This window comes from Mycobacterium sp. (assembly GCF_049802695.1).
In the GTDB taxonomy this organism is placed as follows: domain Bacteria; phylum Actinomycetota; class Actinomycetes; order Mycobacteriales; family Mycobacteriaceae; genus Mycobacterium.
Map to the genome: position 1 here is coordinate 1 of NZ_JBARMY010000089.1, position 14,293 is coordinate 14,293.

At 67.6% G+C, this 14,293-nt stretch carries 14 protein-coding genes; 10 read left to right on the forward strand and 4 right to left on the reverse strand.

The window, feature by feature from the left end:
* Positions 1–697: tRNA pseudouridine synthase A (locus tag WA317_RS03220; protein ID WP_425171666.1), on the forward strand; the 697-nt coding region annotated here is incomplete at its 5' end.
* On the opposite strand, the gene WA317_RS03225 is transcribed toward WA317_RS03220, so the two are convergent.
* The gene (locus tag WA317_RS03225; RefSeq protein ID WP_425171667.1) at positions 694–1,350 is read right to left on the reverse strand and encodes a cutinase family protein; all 657 of its coding nucleotides are present in this window, start codon (positions 1,348–1,350) and stop codon (positions 694–696) included. The genes WA317_RS03220 and WA317_RS03225 overlap by 4 nt on opposite strands.
* Before the next feature lie 33 nt (positions 1,351–1,383).
* A complete protein-coding gene (locus WA317_RS03230) occupies positions 1,384–2,148 on the reverse strand; it encodes a cutinase family protein (RefSeq protein ID WP_425171668.1) in 765 nt (254 codons plus the stop codon).
* 126 nt (positions 2,149–2,274) lie between these two features.
* Here WA317_RS03230 and eccB point away from each other — a divergent pair, with 126 nt between their 5' ends.
* Positions 2,275–3,702 (forward strand): type VII secretion protein EccB, encoded by a 1,428-nt coding sequence (gene eccB, locus WA317_RS03235; RefSeq protein WP_425171669.1) that lies wholly within the window; start codon positions 2,275–2,277, stop codon positions 3,700–3,702.
* Here the strand turns inward: eccB and mycP are convergent.
* Together mycP and eccD are read right to left on the reverse strand one after the other, a co-directional pair.
* Positions 3,646–5,028: a type VII secretion-associated serine protease mycosin gene (gene mycP, locus WA317_RS03240; RefSeq protein ID WP_425171670.1), complete on the reverse strand. Its 1,383-nt coding sequence runs from the start codon at positions 5,026–5,028 to the stop codon at positions 3,646–3,648. The two genes, eccB and mycP, sit on opposite strands and share 57 nt — an antisense overlap.
* Positions 5,025–6,428, reverse strand: a complete 1,404-nt coding sequence (gene eccD, locus WA317_RS03245; protein ID WP_425171671.1) for a type VII secretion integral membrane protein EccD — start codon at positions 6,426–6,428, stop codon at positions 5,025–5,027. The genes mycP and eccD overlap by 4 nt, the downstream gene beginning before the upstream one ends.
* A gap of 173 nt (positions 6,429–6,601) precedes the next feature.
* Between eccD and eccCa the strand changes: the two genes are divergently transcribed.
* From eccCa to WA317_RS03285, 8 genes are all read left to right on the forward strand, one after another.
* The gene (eccCa, locus tag WA317_RS03250) at positions 6,602–10,423 is read left to right on the forward strand and encodes a type VII secretion protein EccCa (RefSeq protein WP_425171678.1); all 3,822 of its coding nucleotides are present in this window, start codon (positions 6,602–6,604) and stop codon (positions 10,421–10,423) included.
* Complete coding sequence (locus tag WA317_RS03255; RefSeq protein WP_425171672.1) at positions 10,405–11,619, forward strand: type VII secretion-associated protein; 1,215 nt, start codon at positions 10,405–10,407, stop codon at positions 11,617–11,619. The genes eccCa and WA317_RS03255 overlap by 19 nt, the downstream gene beginning before the upstream one ends.
* Positions 11,620–11,707: 88 nt before the next feature.
* Positions 11,708–12,034 carry a WXG100 family type VII secretion target gene (locus tag WA317_RS03260; RefSeq protein ID WP_425171673.1) on the forward strand — a complete coding sequence of 109 codons (327 nt, stop codon included), beginning with the start codon at positions 11,708–11,710 and terminating at the stop codon, positions 12,032–12,034.
* 9 nt (positions 12,035–12,043) lie between these two features.
* On the forward strand, positions 12,044–12,340 hold the full coding sequence (locus WA317_RS03265; protein ID WP_425171674.1) for a WXG100 family type VII secretion target: 297 nt from the start codon (positions 12,044–12,046) through the stop codon (positions 12,338–12,340).
* A 195-nt stretch (positions 12,341–12,535) separates the two neighbouring features.
* Positions 12,536–12,865: a hypothetical protein gene (locus WA317_RS03270; protein WP_425171675.1), complete on the forward strand. Its 330-nt coding sequence runs from the start codon at positions 12,536–12,538 to the stop codon at positions 12,863–12,865.
* A 223-nt stretch (positions 12,866–13,088) separates the two neighbouring features.
* Positions 13,089–13,532 (forward strand): 50S ribosomal protein L13, encoded by a 444-nt coding sequence (rplM, locus tag WA317_RS03275; protein WP_425171676.1) that lies wholly within the window; start codon positions 13,089–13,091, stop codon positions 13,530–13,532.
* Between the two features lie 48 nt (positions 13,533–13,580).
* A complete protein-coding gene (gene rpsI / locus WA317_RS03280; RefSeq protein ID WP_425171677.1) occupies positions 13,581–14,042 on the forward strand; it encodes a 30S ribosomal protein S9 in 462 nt (153 codons plus the stop codon).
* A gap of 135 nt (positions 14,043–14,177) precedes the next feature.
* Positions 14,178–14,293, forward strand: a 116-nt coding sequence (locus WA317_RS03285) for a hypothetical protein (RefSeq protein ID WP_425171679.1), incomplete at its 3' end; no start/stop codon positions are given.

A 14,293-nucleotide genomic window follows, 5' to 3' on the forward strand; every position in this document is an offset into this window, starting at 1 on the left:
CACCGACACCGGCGTGCACGCCATCGGGCAGGTGGCTCACCTCGACGTGCCCGCCGATGCGCTGCCCTACGCCTACCCACGTGCACCGCGGCCCGGCGACGCCGAGTTCTTGCCGCTGCTGCGACGACTCGGCCGGTTCCTGCCCGCCGACGTCAAGGTCCGCGACATCGGCCGCGCGCCAGCAGGATTCCACGCACGTTTCTCGGCGCTGCGCCGCCGTTACGTCTACCGGTTGTCCACGGCGCCCTACGGGGTGGAGCCGTTGCAGGCCCGCTATGTCACGACCTGGCCGCGTGACCTCGACGTCGACGCGATGACGGCGGCGTCGCGAGAGCTGTTGGGACTGCACGACTTCAGCGCGTTCTGCCGCCACCGCGAAGGCGCCACCACCATCAGAGATCTGCAGCGGCTGGACTGGAGCCGCGACGGCGACCTCGTCACCGCCCATGTGACGGCCGACGCGTTCTGCTGGGCGATGGTGCGCTCCCTGGTCGGAGCGTTGCTGGCGGTCGGTCAACACCGGCGCACCGCTGACTGGATTCGCGGCCTGTTGACCTCGACGGGCCGGTCCAGCGACTTCGCGGCGTCGCCGGCGCAGGGTTTGACGTTGGTGGGCGTCGACTATCCGCCCGATGACCAGTTGGCGGCGCGGTCGGTAGTCACCCGCGACTTGCGCAGCATCCCGAGTTTCGACTAGAGCCGGGCGGCGGCGAATTGCGCGGCCTGGCTGGTCATGCCGGTCTGCACGTAAGCCAGGTGTGCGGGCCAACTCTGCCCGTCCGTGCAGATCGGGTCACCGGCGTCGCACAGGTCGATGGTCTTGCTCCCGTACTGCGGACTCAGCGTGGTCAGCGGCTGGCCTAACCGGCTCGACGGATTGCCGAACACCGCGACCGCCGCGACATGGTCAGCCACCGCGGCGGGCATCGGCTGTTTGAAGCCGAGCGCCCCGATCGGGGCGGCGGTGACGATGTCGATGACCGCTGCGCCCTGCGAGTACCCGCCCAGCACCAGCTTGGTGGCGGGGCACTGGCCGGCCATGGACTGGATGTGGCCGCTGGCGTCGTTGGCGCCGTTGGCTGCGGCGAGAAAGTTGTCACTTGCCGGGTAGTTCACCCCGTAGGACTGTACGGAGCTGCCGGGAAGCTGGGAACGCAATGCGCTGACGAACGCGGCGCCGACCTTGCCGATACCCGGCGGTTCATTGGTTCCCCGGGCGAACACCACTTCGACATCGGGGCACGCCGCCGACGCGGCAGGATCCACCGCGAACGGGTTGACCACCAGTGCGGCCGCGATCAGCAGCCCAAGCACTGGAATAACCCGGCGATGACTCATACCCGTTGTCATCGGTCGAATTGACCGGCCCGTTACTCCAACTCGTTATCGAACGACCACACCGTTCGGAAGATTAGTGCCGGCGACCACATCCGGACCGTTCGCGGGGCCGGGAATCGGACCGGGAATCGCGCCGGGACCGGGTGCCTGCAGCCGGGCCGCGACGAAACTGGCGGCCTGGGTGGTGTAGCTGGGCACGTAGCCGTTGGCGTGGTCACTCCACTCGTTGCCCGGCCCGGCGTGACAGATCGGGTCGCCGGGGTTGCACATGTCGATGGCCTTGGACCCGAAGATCGGGCTCTGCGCCGAAATCGGGCTGCCGGAGCGGTCGGCGATGTTGCCGAAGGTGGCGACGGCGGTGATGTCGTTGACGTATTCCGGCGGCAGCTGATGGCCCCAGGTGACGCCGGCCACCTGAACGCCGCCGACGATGTCGATCACCGAGGCGCCCTGCGAATACCCGCCCAGCACGATCTTGGTGGCCGGGCACTTCTGCACCGCGGCTTTGACCCGGTTGATGGCGTCGTTGGCGCCGTCGCCGCCGCCGAGTTGCAGCTTGCCGGCGGGATAGTTGACCCCGTACGCGTCGATATTCATGCCGGTGTCCTGGCGCAGCGAGTCGACGAAAGCCTGGCCGACGCGACCGACGCCCGCGGGTTCGCCGGTGCCGCGGGCGAAGATGACTTCCACGTCCGGGCAGTCCTCAGCGCGGGCCGACGGGGCGGCGCCCGGACCGAACAGCAGCGCACCGGCCGCCATCACCGTCGCGGCGCTCACACCGCAAAGACGGCCTATGCGGTCATTGATCACGGAAGGATGCTACAGGTAGCCCCTGATTTCGGCAGATTCTTCCTGCTGAGCACCGTTGCTGTGGATGGCCGGCGCGGACCTGGGCACCCACCTCTTATCGTGAGCGCAACCGTACCGGGGGGATGAATGACGTGGGCACCGACATCGCGGCTGCATGTCAGCGGTTACCGGTTTCTGCGACGCCGATTGGAATGCGCGTTGCTGCGCCGCGACGTCCGCACCGTCAACGAGCCCCTACATGCGCAGGGATCCGCGCTCCTGGCCGGTTCGATGCTGGCGGCCGCGGCCGTCGCGGGTTGCGCCATCTTCGGGACACTGCGGCCACAGTCAACGCTGGGAGACGCACCGATCGTGCTGGCCCAGGATTCCGGGGCGCTGTACGTCCGCGTCGACGACGTCTGGCATCCGGTGCTGAACCTGGCCTCGGCCCGCTTGGTCGCGGGCAGCGATGTCAGCCCGCACCTGGTCCGCGAGTCCGCGCTCGCCCACACCAAACGCGGTCCGCTGCTCGGCATTCCGGGTGCTCCGCCAGATCTCGGCGAACCGCTGGCGCCGGCGGAAACCGTGTGGGCGATCTGCGACAGCCGCGGCAGCGTCGAGCCGACCACCACGGCCATCGTGGGGACCACGGCCGCGCCGCTGGTGCAGGGGCTCGCTGCAGAGCAGACCGTCCTGGCGACCAGTGCTGGCAACGCCCCGGTCTATCTGCTCTACCACGGGCAGCGGGCGGTGGTGGACCCAACCGATCCGGTCGTGGCGCGGGCTCTGCGGCTGGAAGACCGGCGTCCGCGGCGGGTGTCGCGCACCCTGTTGAATGCGGTGCCCGAAGCGCCGCCGATCACAGCGCCGCGGATAGCCGACGGCCGCCGATCGAGCGCAGTGTCCGGATTCCCGGTCGGAAGCGTGCTACGCGTGGTCCGCGCCGGCGGCGACGACTATTACGTGGTGCTCGCTGACGGGGTGCAGCGAGTCGGTCAGGTCGCCGCAGATCTGATCCGACTCAGCGATTCTCGAGGCTACCGCGGCATCACCGCGGTAGCACCCGACGTGATCCGCAGCAGTCGGACCCTGAACGCGCTGCCGGTCGCCACATTCCCCGACCGGGTGTCAGCGCCGCTGAACGATGACGACGCAACGCTGTGCGTGAGTTGGGCTGCCGGCCACACCGGCGCGCACATCTCGTTCTGGGCCGGTCAAGCGTTGCCGTTGCCGGCTGACGAGGTTCCGGTCGCTTTGGCGCAGGCAGACAACGACGGCCCGGCGCTGGACGCGGTTTACCTCCCGGCCGGGCGCAGTGCGTACGTACGGTCTGCCGGCCTGGCTGGTAACAACACCCGGGCCGGTGCCCGGTACCTCGTGACGAATGCCGGCGTCCGGTTCGGCATCCACGACGACGAGGCGGCACGTGCTCTCGGCCTTCCCGCCGTCACGGCCGTTGCGCCATGGCCGGTGCTGGCCGCGTTGCCGCAAGGGCCGGAGCTGAGCCGGCAGGGCGCCTCAGTCGCGCGGGACACCGTCGTCGCGGGATCCCGGACCGACCCCGGACCGCCGTAGCCGGGCACCCGCGAGGCCGGTGACCAACGCGACCCCGAGCACCGCAAGGCACATCGATGCGCCGCTGAACGCGATCTCTCGGGACCGCCGACCGGGCTTCGGGGGAGCGGCGGTCGGCGTGGTGATCACCGCAGGGGTGGGATGCACCGGCGAAGTGCCCGGCGGAGGTGCATCGGTGCTGACCGCCGCCAGGGCGTCGACTACTCCGTCGCCGACGATCGGGTCCCGCCCACCGGGCGGGTGATGTGCAGTGGCCTTGATGCGTTGCATCACCTGCCGTGCCGTCATCGTCGGGAACCTCGACCGGATCAGCGCCGCTAAACCGCTGACCACCGGTGCGGCGTAACTGGTGCCGGCCAGCGGCTCGGATCGACCCCGCTCGGTGAAGCCGTTCACCAGACCGTCGCCGGCGAGGCTGAGCGACGTCACCGCCTCGCCGGGTGCGGCGACATCCACCCACGGTCCGGGCAGGGTGAATGCCGACGGCGCGCCGTCGGTGTCCAGCGAACCCACCGTCAAGACGTAGTCGTCGTACCAAGCCGGGCTGACCGTGACAGCCACGGTGTCCCAGGTGGCTCGCGGTGACTGCGCCGGGCACTGCCCGGCGCCGCCGGTGTTGCCGGCGGCGACGACAACGACGGCGTTCTTGACCTCGACGGCGTAGGCCAGCGCCGCCCCGAGCGCACGGTCGTTGAGCCCGGCGTCGGCGTGCACGCAGGCCACCGAGGAGATGTTGATGACGGACGCGCCGAGATCCGCCGCTGTGCGAACAGCTCTGGCCATCGTGTCGACATCGCCGACACCGCTGGTGGACGAGTCGGTTCTGGGCCCGAACTTCATGCTGGACTGGCGGATACTGATCACAGTCGCTTCGGGTGCGACGCCGCTGAAGTGGTCAGCCGCGGAGTCGGTTCTGGCGGCGACGATCCCGGCGACGACCGTACCGTGACCGTCGCAGTCCTGAGTGCCGTCGCCGCGGGACACATAGTCACCGCCCGCGACCACATTGCGCAGCTGTCGGTGCGGCGAGACGCCGGTGTCGATGACCGCGACGCGCTGGCCGGCTCCACGCGTGAGCTGCCACACCCGGGGCAGGTCGAGGCCGGCGAGTTGAGGAAAGGTATCGGCATGCCCGATGTCCGGGTCCGTGGACGGCACCGCGCACACCTCCCGCTGGACGGTCGGCTGTGCGGGCGCCGGCGGGGCCGGCGCAGGCAACCACTTGTCGTCGACCGGCGGCGGCGACACCGCGTACGCCGGGGGTGCAGCGCACTGCGAAAGCCCACACAGCGCAATGGTTGTCGCGACACGAACGACATGTTTCATATCAGGTGCGCACCCCGCGCGGCGGTGTAGAAGCCGCACGTCCAGCAGGCCAGCGGCACGATGGCGATCAACGCCGAATACTCGAGCAGCTCGGTAGCGCGGCGGGCAGCGGGAGAGAAGGTCAGCGCGGGTACTACGAAGCCCAAGCACATCGCGACGGCCACCGGTAAAGCTATACCCGTGACCAGCCACACCGGGTGCTGCGGCGCCGCGCTGCCGGCAACAGCGAAAGCGGCGCTCAGCGTGACCGTTCCGGTTACGAGTAGGGTCAGCGTCCTGGTGAAGCCGGGGTGCGAACGCACCCGCAGCAGCAGCACAGCACCGCTGGCCGCGGCGAATAAGACTGCGCCTGAGCGGATGTCGCCGGTAGCGTATGCGCTGATCACTGTGCAGACAGCCCCGACCGCGGCTGCGATTGAAAAGCCGACGACCAGGCTGGTCAGTAGGTCGTCCGCGCGAACGGCGTTGCGCCGCAACTGACCGGCATCCGGTGTGCCGTGCTGGTCATCGGGTTGCGTCTGCAAGCTCGGCGACAAGCCTGCCCACGTGATCGCCAGCCGCGCCGACACTTCCAGCAGCGCCAGCGACACCAGGGTGGTCAGCGATCCCATCACCAGCAGCGGTCCGCCAATGAGCACGGTTGCCACCGCGGCGACGGCGATGACGAGCGCAAGGCAGGACACCGCCGTAAAGGTAAGGTCTCCGCAGCCGGTCAACCGCATCGTCAGCGCAGCGACAACACTTGCGGCCATCGCCGCCAACAGCGCGTTGGGTGGCCCGGGCCCGTCGGGAACCGCCAGGAACCCGGCGACCGCGGCGAACCCGGTGGCCAGCAGGCCAAGCGTCACTCCGGCCACCGGCTCGCGGCATACCCGGTGAGCGAGGACTGCGCTCAGCAGTGCGACACACCCGATCGACGCGGCGACAACAAGGTTCACGCCGCCTTGGTCGAACCCGCTGCGGCAGAACGCCCGTCGCACGAGCAGCACTGCCTCCGGGCCGGCCAGCCAGGTCGCTGCAATGGCGCTGGCCAATCGGCTGCACTGCCGGCTCCACGGCCGCGTCGCGTCGGCGAGCGTTGTCGACACCGCATCGGCGGCGTCGTCGAAAGACGGAGCGGGCAGCTCGGTTGACGAGCGGGTCAGGATGAGAAGGGCACCGTTACGTATGCTGTTGTGCGACAACGTTGTCGACAAATCGAAAGGCGATGCGCCGGGGCAGGACAACTGGTAGCGCACCGGCGTGGCGGCTACGGCGCCCAAACCGCGTTCGGTCCTCAGGAGGTCGAGGATCGAGGGGATGAACTCGGCGATCGGCACCGCGGCCGGCAACGTCAAATCGACGGTGTGACCGTCGGCGTGCAGCGACACCCGTCGCAAGTCTTGACCGACGTTTGCCACCTTGTCCCCTTCCCGCGCCGACGTCCACGCCCGACCCGCAGGCTAATCGGATCCGCGTTTTCCCGTGTCCGCCGATCCACAGCGACTTGCAGCAGGTTCGGGTGCTGCCTACCGTGTCGACGACTCGGCAAGAGAGGTGGCGAATGACTCAACGCGACGACACGACCGCCACCATGCCGTTCGTGCCCGCGATGCGTTTGCCGGGGGCGGCGTATCCAACAGCAGAGATCGTTCTGGCGGCTCCGCCAGTGATCACCGACGCCGGGCGAACCACCCTCGTCGTTCGGCTGCTGCCCGTGCTGATGGCCGTCGCGACGATCGGCATGATGCTGGCGGTCTTCCACTCCGGGTCCGGTGCCGGCCGCCACCCCATGCTGCTGACGTTTCCGGCGATGATGCTGCTCTCGGCGGTCATCTCGGCGGTGAGCGGACGCGACGGCCGGGCGGGCAACCTCAACAACGCCCGATCGGAATACCTGACCTATCTGGCTCGCCAGCGGGACAAGGTGATCCGGGCAGCCGCAGCGCAGCACTCGGCGCTGCTGTGGGCTCATCCGGAGCCGGAGTCGTTGTGGACGTTGATCGGTGGCGACCGGATGTGGGAACGCAGACCCCGAGACCCGGACTTCTGCCAGACTCGGCTTGGAGTCGGAAACATCTGTCCGACAACGCGTGTGGTGGCTCCGGAATCGAGTCCCGCGGACCGGACGGACCCGGTCACCGGGCTGGCGCTGCAGGCGTTCAGCCGAGCGCACGCGACGATTTCCGACGCGCCGGTTTCGATCAAGCTACAACCTCCGGCCGTCGTGTCAATCGACGGCGACCCGACAGCGGGCCGCGGGTTGCTCCGCGCGGTGGTCTGCCAACTGGCTGTGCTGCACACACCGGGCGACTTGCTGATCGCCGCCTCGACCAGCAACGAGTACCACTGGGAATGGCTGAAATGGTTGCCGCACAACCAGCATCCCAGTGCGGCAGACGGAGTCGGTCCGTCACGACTGATTTATTCGACGCTGCTGGACGCGGAGTCCGCGCTTGGTGAGCTCGTCGACAGGACGCCGCAGATCGTGCTGATCGTCGACAGCGCCGAACGGGCTGTCGAAGCAGCGACTCCGGGCGTGACCGTGCTGGAACTCGGCAGCCGCAGCCGCAGCCGGCAGCTGGCCGCCACCGTGCGGCTGAAAGTGACGGCGACCGAGCTCGTCATCCGGCACGCCGACGCCGAGGCCGCGGTTGCCCGTCCTGACCGGATAAGCACGGCCGCTGCGCTGGCGTGCGCACGTCGATTGGCTGCTTACCGAGCCGCCGGCGACCACCGCGGCGGCGGTCCACGGTGGCAGGATCTGGTCGGCGTCCCGGAGCTCACCGCATTCGACCCGGCCTCGCTGTGGCGCAGCAGCCACTACCGGCACCGACTGTGCGTCCCGGTCGGCACGACACCCGACGGTGCGCCGGTCGAACTGGACATCAAAGAAGCCGCTGAGAACGGGGTCGGTCCGCACGGGCTTTGCATCGGCGCCACCGGGTCGGGCAAGTCGGAGTTCTTGCGAACCGTGGCGTTGGGCATGATGGCTCGGCATTCGCCGGAACTGCTCAACCTGGTTCTCGTCGACTTCAAAGGGGGCGCGACGTTTCGCGGGTTGGAGCACGCACCGCACGTCGCCGCCGTCATCACCAACCTCTCCGACGATGCGGTCCTCGTCGAACGGATGAGAGACGCACTGGCCGGTGAGATGAACCGTCGCCAGCAGATCCTGCGCGCAGCCGGCGATTTCGTCAGCGTGGCGGCTTATGAGCGGGCGCGGCGGGCCGGCGCACAATTGTCCGCCTTGCCGGTGCTGTTCGTCATCGTCGACGAGTTCTCAGAATTGCTCGCGCAACAACCCGATTTCGCCGACATGTTCGCAGCGGTCGGCCGTCTGGGCCGATCACTGGGCGTGCATCTGCTGTTGGCCAGCCAACGGCTCGACGAGGGCCGGCTTCGCGGATTGGAGTCACATCTGTCCTATCGGGTGTGCCTGAAGACATTGACGGTCAACGAGTCTCGGGTAGTGCTGGGTACGCCGGACGCCTACCATCTGCCCAACACGCCCGGAGCGGCTTATCTGCGTCCCGGTGCAGGTGACTTGGTGCGCTTCCAGTCCGCCTTCGTGTCGGGCCACTGCGCGCCCGCGAGTTCGCCACCGGCGACCGATGCGGTGCCGACGCCGCTGGTGCGGTTGTTCAGCGCCGCCCCGTCGGGCGCGGTGACGGGGGTCGGATCAGTGCCGTCCGACCGGGGAGGTGGAAGTACGGTGTTGCAGCAGGTGGTCGAGCGTCTCTGCTTGTACGGCCCGCCGGCGCACCAGGTGTGGCTACCCCCGCTGGGGTCTCCGCCGTCGCTCGACACGGTGCTGCGCGACGCATCCTCGAGCGCCGGCCGCCTGTGTGTCCCGATCGGCGTCGTCGACCGGCCCTTCGACCAGAAGCGGACGGCGCTGACCGTCGAACTTTGCGGAGCCGCAGGCAATATCGCTGTCGTCGGGTCGCCGCAGTCGGGTAAGACGACGGCATTGCGCACCATCGTCACGGCGTTGGCCGCCACTCATGATCCGAATCAGGTGCAGTTCTACTGTCTGGACTTCGGCGGCGGCGCGCTGACCTCGCTGCGAGCCCTGCCGCACACCGGTTCTGTGGCCGGCAGAGCCGAACCCGAGCTAGTCGCCCGCACGATCGCCCAGCTCGAGTCGCTTGTCCGCCGCCGGGAGCGGTTCTTCTCTGACCACGGTTTCGAGTCGATGACCCAGTACCGCCAGCGCAAGGAGCAGCGAGCCGACGATGACGGCTTCGGTGACGTCTTCCTGGTCATCGACGGGTGGGCCGCGATGCGCCGGCAGTTCGAGACGCTCGAAGCGTCGATCACCGCGCTTGCTGTGCAGGGCCTGTCCTTCGGAGTGCACGTGGCGTTGTCGGCGTCGCGCTGGGCCGATATCAGGCCGGCGATCAAGGATGCGATCGGCACGCGGATCGAATTGCGGCTCGGAGATGCCGCAGAGTCCGAAGTCGACCGCAAGCACGCGCAGCGGGTGCCACGGGACAGCCCCGGGCGTGGACTGTGCGAAGACGGCCTGCACATGGCGATCGCCTTGCCGCCAAGGCTCGACGGCGTCGAGTCCAGCGCCGGGCTCAGCGAAGCCACGCTGGGGCTCGGCCAGCAATTACGGCACCGCTACGGTGGCGTCGTCGCGCCCCCGATCACACTGCTGCCCGCCCACGTCGATCACCGGCATCTGATCGAGCAGGCCGGTAGCGAAATTAGTAATGCCAATATCCTGCTCGGTTTGGAATCACACGACTTACGCCCCGTGACGATTGATTTCGGTCGTCAATCGCATCTGCTTGTCGTGGGTGACGCCGAGTGCGGCAAAACCACGACGCTGCGGACTGTCTGCCGGGAGATTGTCCGAACCAGAACCGCGGCGCAGGCCCGACTGTTCATCGCCGACTTCCGTCGCGGATTGCTCGGTGTTGTCGGTTCCGGGCATTTGGGCGGTTACGCCGTGTCCGCGCCCACATTCGCCGCTTTCCTGGCCGCCGTCATCGATGTGCTGCAACGACGACTGCCCCCTGCACAGGCCAGCCTTGAGCAGTTACGAGACAGATCCTGGTGGTCGGGGCCCGAGATCTACTTCGTCGTCGACGATTACGACCTGGTCGCTACCACCAGTGGCAGCCCGCTGACACCTCTGGTCGAATACCTGCCGCATGCCGTCGATCTGGGTCTGCACGTCATTGTCGCGCGTCGAAGCGCCGGTGCGGCCCGGGCGATGTTCGAGCCGATGTTGTGCGGCTTGCGCGATGCGGGCGCGATGGGACTGATCATGAGCGGATCGCCCGACGAGGGCGCACTGATCGGTTCGGTGCGCCCGACGCCGTTGCCGCCGGGCCGCGGCACCCTGGTCACCCGCAGCCGTGCCGATCAACTGGTGCAGGTCGCGTGCACGCCGGCGCCCTAGCGGCTCACCGCGCCGTGATCGAGGCGGGACCCACCGGCGTTCGTCGGTGGTGTTGTGACACTGCGGCCGCCGAGGCAGAGACGGCTCAGGCTGCTCTCGACGGGATGGACGATCCGGTGGTCTTGGTCGACGACACTCCGCAGTCCACCGAATTGCTGTGGCGTGCGGTGCTGCAGTCGGTGTTGGATGGGGCGCACACATCGCTGGTCATCGTCCACCCGTCCTGGTGGTCTGCGGCCCGTGTGGACGTAATGCGTTGCGCTGCTCGCGGGTTAGTGCGTGACGTCGTCATGCGGCGACGGTCAGAGCTGCTGGCCGGCGCCGCCACAGTGGTTGTGGAGATAGCCGACCGCTTCGTGGTGGTCACCGGCGCAGAGGTGGTCGTCGAACAGCGCGACGGTGAAGCGTACCTCGTCGCCGAAAACGTCACGCGCATCGTGGCTTCGGGACCGGCAAGGGCGGTGCACATCGACGCGCCGACCGCAATCAGCGGCGCACCGCAGTTAGCGGGATTGATCGCTGACCGGGTGCGCGCGGTCGATGCCGGTCTGGTGGTGACGGTAGTGGACGACGCCGCGCTCTCCGGTATGGCGGTCCGGACTCTCTCGGCCGACGATCAGGTTGTGAAGGCCGGTCGACCCGATGCCGTCATCCACGGCCGAAAGACAAGCCTGCTTTTGATTCCAGTCATGGTTGTCGTGCTGGCGGCAGCATTGGTTAGTTTCGGCGTGGTGGGTCGCCGGTCTGCGCCGTCCGCCGATGCGATGCCGACCACCTTTCTGGTGGAGGGCCGGGTGGCACTGACCGTTCCGGCGCAGTGGACCACGCGGCGAGTTGTGGCCGGCCCGGGTTCTGCCCGAGTGCAGATCACTTCGCCGATAGATTCTGAGACAGCGCTGCACGTCACGCAGTCGCCGGTTGTTGACGAGACGTTGGGCGACACGGCGGAGACATTGAGACGCGCGATCGACGAAGCGCCGGCTGGCGTCTTCATCGACTTCAATCCGAACGAACGTAGATCCGGCAGGAACGCAGTGACCTACCGCGAACTTCGTGCGGGTCACGACATCCGATGGGTCGTGCTGCTGGACGGCACGGTCCGGATCAGCATTGGCTGCCAGAGCCGGCCCGGCGATGACGCGGCGGTGCGAGACGCGTGCGAGCTGGCGGTGCGGTCGGCCCACGCGCTGAGATGAAGGGCCGATTCGATGAGGAAATCCGGGAACCAAAGCCTTCCCGTCACAGTCTTATTCGTTGTCAGCAGGCTTGAGATAGGGGACCGACTTGAGCACACCAGAGGGTGCCAACGCACTCGCCACCGACCTCGACCTGATGCGTTCTGTCGCTGCGACGACGGACACCCGCAACGAAGAGATCCGGGCGACGCTGCAGGCGTTCATCGGCAGGATCAGCAGTGTGCCGCCGTCGGTGTGGGGTGGCGTAGCGGCCAGCCGGTTCAAGGAAGTGGTAGATCGCTGGAACGTCGAATCGACGAAGCTGTACCACGCTTTGCACAGCATCGCCGAAACCATCCGATACAACGAGGCCATGTTGCGGGAAGCCGGCGAGACGCACGCCCACCGCATCGCGACCGCCGGCGGAGACCTCTGAGAGCCGACCGTGGAATCTGTGTTGTCCTACAACTTCGATGGAATCGAATATTCGGTTCGTGCCGAGATCCACACGACCGCGGGGCGTTTTAACGCGGCGCTGGAGGAGCTACGGTCCCAGATCGCCCCGCTACAGCAGGTATGGACCCGCGACGCCGCCGCCGCATACCGCGTCGAGCAGTTGAAGTGGCATCAGGCAGCCGGCGCCCTCAACGAGATCCTCGTCAACCTCGGCAATGCGGTGCATGACGGCGCCGAGGACGTGGCGAACGCCGATCGTCGAGCGGCAGGGGTGTGGATGCGGTAGCGCACAAATAAATGCTTCGTGTGGTCTCGACGGAGGAGAGCCGTCGGGACCACACGGTCATGTGTGCGGCTCGAGCATCGCGGTACCTGCTAGTCCCGGCTGTCCCTTGTTCTCAGCTGTCACTGAGCGAAGTAAGTGCCTTCATGCCCGGAGCGATTCCGCGGTGATGTCAGACCCACCTGCGACGGTCGGATGATGACCGAATCGCGACGACTGCGGGGGATTGAACTCCGTTACGTCCTGACAGTGGACCTGTTCCTTCACGGCCCGGCGACGATCACAGCCATGGTGCAGCGGCTCGAGTGGCACGGCTTCGACGTCGCGCGCCCAGCGCCGAAAACAGTGTCGGATGCGTTGCGGTGGGAGCGGCGGCTCGGACGGGTGCGTCGATTGGGGCGCGCACTGTACGGACCTGGAGAAATGCCGCGCGGCACTGAGCATCGGATTCATCGACGGGTGCTGGCACTGCGCGCAGAGGCGGAATCGCTCAGAGGCGGCCAAAACGTCACCCGCTTCTACCAGTGACGGACGTGACTGACGTGGCGTAAGTGCCGGTGATCGTCCACTGGTCTACTCGAGCCGAGGCAGACCGGCGTTTTGACCTGCAGCGATACCCGCCGGTAAGCTGCTCCGTTGGCGTACGGTACGCCGGGGCTCGGGTCAACGTCGGTCGCCGAGATCACCTGCCGTAATCGCCTGACCGGCACCCGGTTCGCCGGGATCCACCCGAGAAGAGAAGGTAAGCGCTGTGCCTACATACGTGCCGAAGGCGGGTGACACCACACGGTCGTGGTACGTCATCGACGCCACGGACGTGGTGCTCGGCCGCCTTGCCGTAGCGGCAGCCACTCTGCTGCGCGGTAAGCACAAGCCCACGTTCACACCCAACGTCGACGGCGGCGACTTCGTCATCGTCGTCAACGCCGACAAGGTCGCCATCAGCGGCGAAAAGCTGCGCAACAAGCTGGCTTACCGCCACTCGGGGTATCCCGGCGGCTTGCGTACGCGCACGATCGGCGAATTGATGCAGAAGCACCCTGATCGCGTGATCGAGAAGGCGATCGTCGGGATGTTGCCCAAGAACAAACTCGGTCGGCAGATCAGGCGCAAGCTGCGGGTCTACGCCGGGCCGCAGCACCCGCACACCGCCCAGCAGCCGGTTCCATACGAGATCAAGCAGGTGGCGCAATGACCGCGCCGGCGACGATGCAGAGCGAAGCGATGAGAAGGAGCGGCGCTGATGAGTGAGCCGGCAGAGCTGGAAATCCCGGTCGCCGACGAGGCCCCGGCCCCCGTCGCGGACTCGTTCGCGATCGAGCGTCCCATCCAAACCGTCGGCCGCCGCAAAGAAGCCGTGGTGCGGGTGCGTCTGGTGCCCGGCTCCGGCAAGTTCGACCTCGACGGCCGCAGCCTGGAGGCTTACTTCCCGAACAAGGTGCATCAGCAGCTGATCAAGGCGCCGCTGGTGACGGTGGACCGGCTGGAGAACTTCGACATCTATGCCCACCTCGACGGCGGTGGCCCGTCCGGGCAGGCTGGTGCACTGCGGTTGGCCATTGCGCGGGCGTTGATCCTGGTCGCCCCCGACGACCGGCCCGCTCTGAAGAAGGCCGGTTTTCTCACCCGTGATCCTCGCGCCACCGAGCGCAAGAAGTACGGCCTGAAGAAGGCCCGGAAGGCCCCGCAGTACAGCAAGCGCTGATCAGCGGTCTCTTTCTGGTGGCGAGCGTGCATCGTTGTACGCATTGTTCGGCGTGTCGCCGGCAATTTTCGCGCGCTCGCGGCCAGATAAGAGAATGCAAGTTCCACGGCTGTTGAATGTGAGAGGTTTGTCCGCATGGGTCGACTTTTCGGCACCGATGGCGTCCGTGGGGTCGCCAACCGCGAGCTGACCGCCGAGCTCGCGCTGGCCCTGGGCGCCGCAGCGGCCCGGCGGCTGACCGATTCCCGGGG

Bases quoted from the DNA above. Each gene is read 5' to 3' on its own strand.
- WA317_RS03225 (WP_425171667.1), bottom strand. From the start codon at position 1,350: ATGACAACGGGTATGAGTCATCGCCGGGTTATTCCAGTGCTTGGGCTG.
- eccB (WP_425171669.1), top strand. From the start codon at position 2,275: ATGACGTGGGCACCGACATCGCGGCTGCATGTCAGCGGTTACCGGTTT.
- mycP (WP_425171670.1), bottom strand. From the start codon at position 5,028: ATGAAACATGTCGTTCGTGTCGCGACAACCATTGCGCTGTGTGGGCTT.
- eccCa (WP_425171678.1), top strand. From the start codon at position 6,602: ATGCCGTTCGTGCCCGCGATGCGTTTGCCGGGGGCGGCGTATCCAACA.
- WA317_RS03270 (WP_425171675.1), top strand. From the start codon at position 12,536: ATGACCGAATCGCGACGACTGCGGGGGATTGAACTCCGTTACGTCCTG.
- rpsI (WP_425171677.1), top strand. From the start codon at position 13,581: ATGAGTGAGCCGGCAGAGCTGGAAATCCCGGTCGCCGACGAGGCCCCG.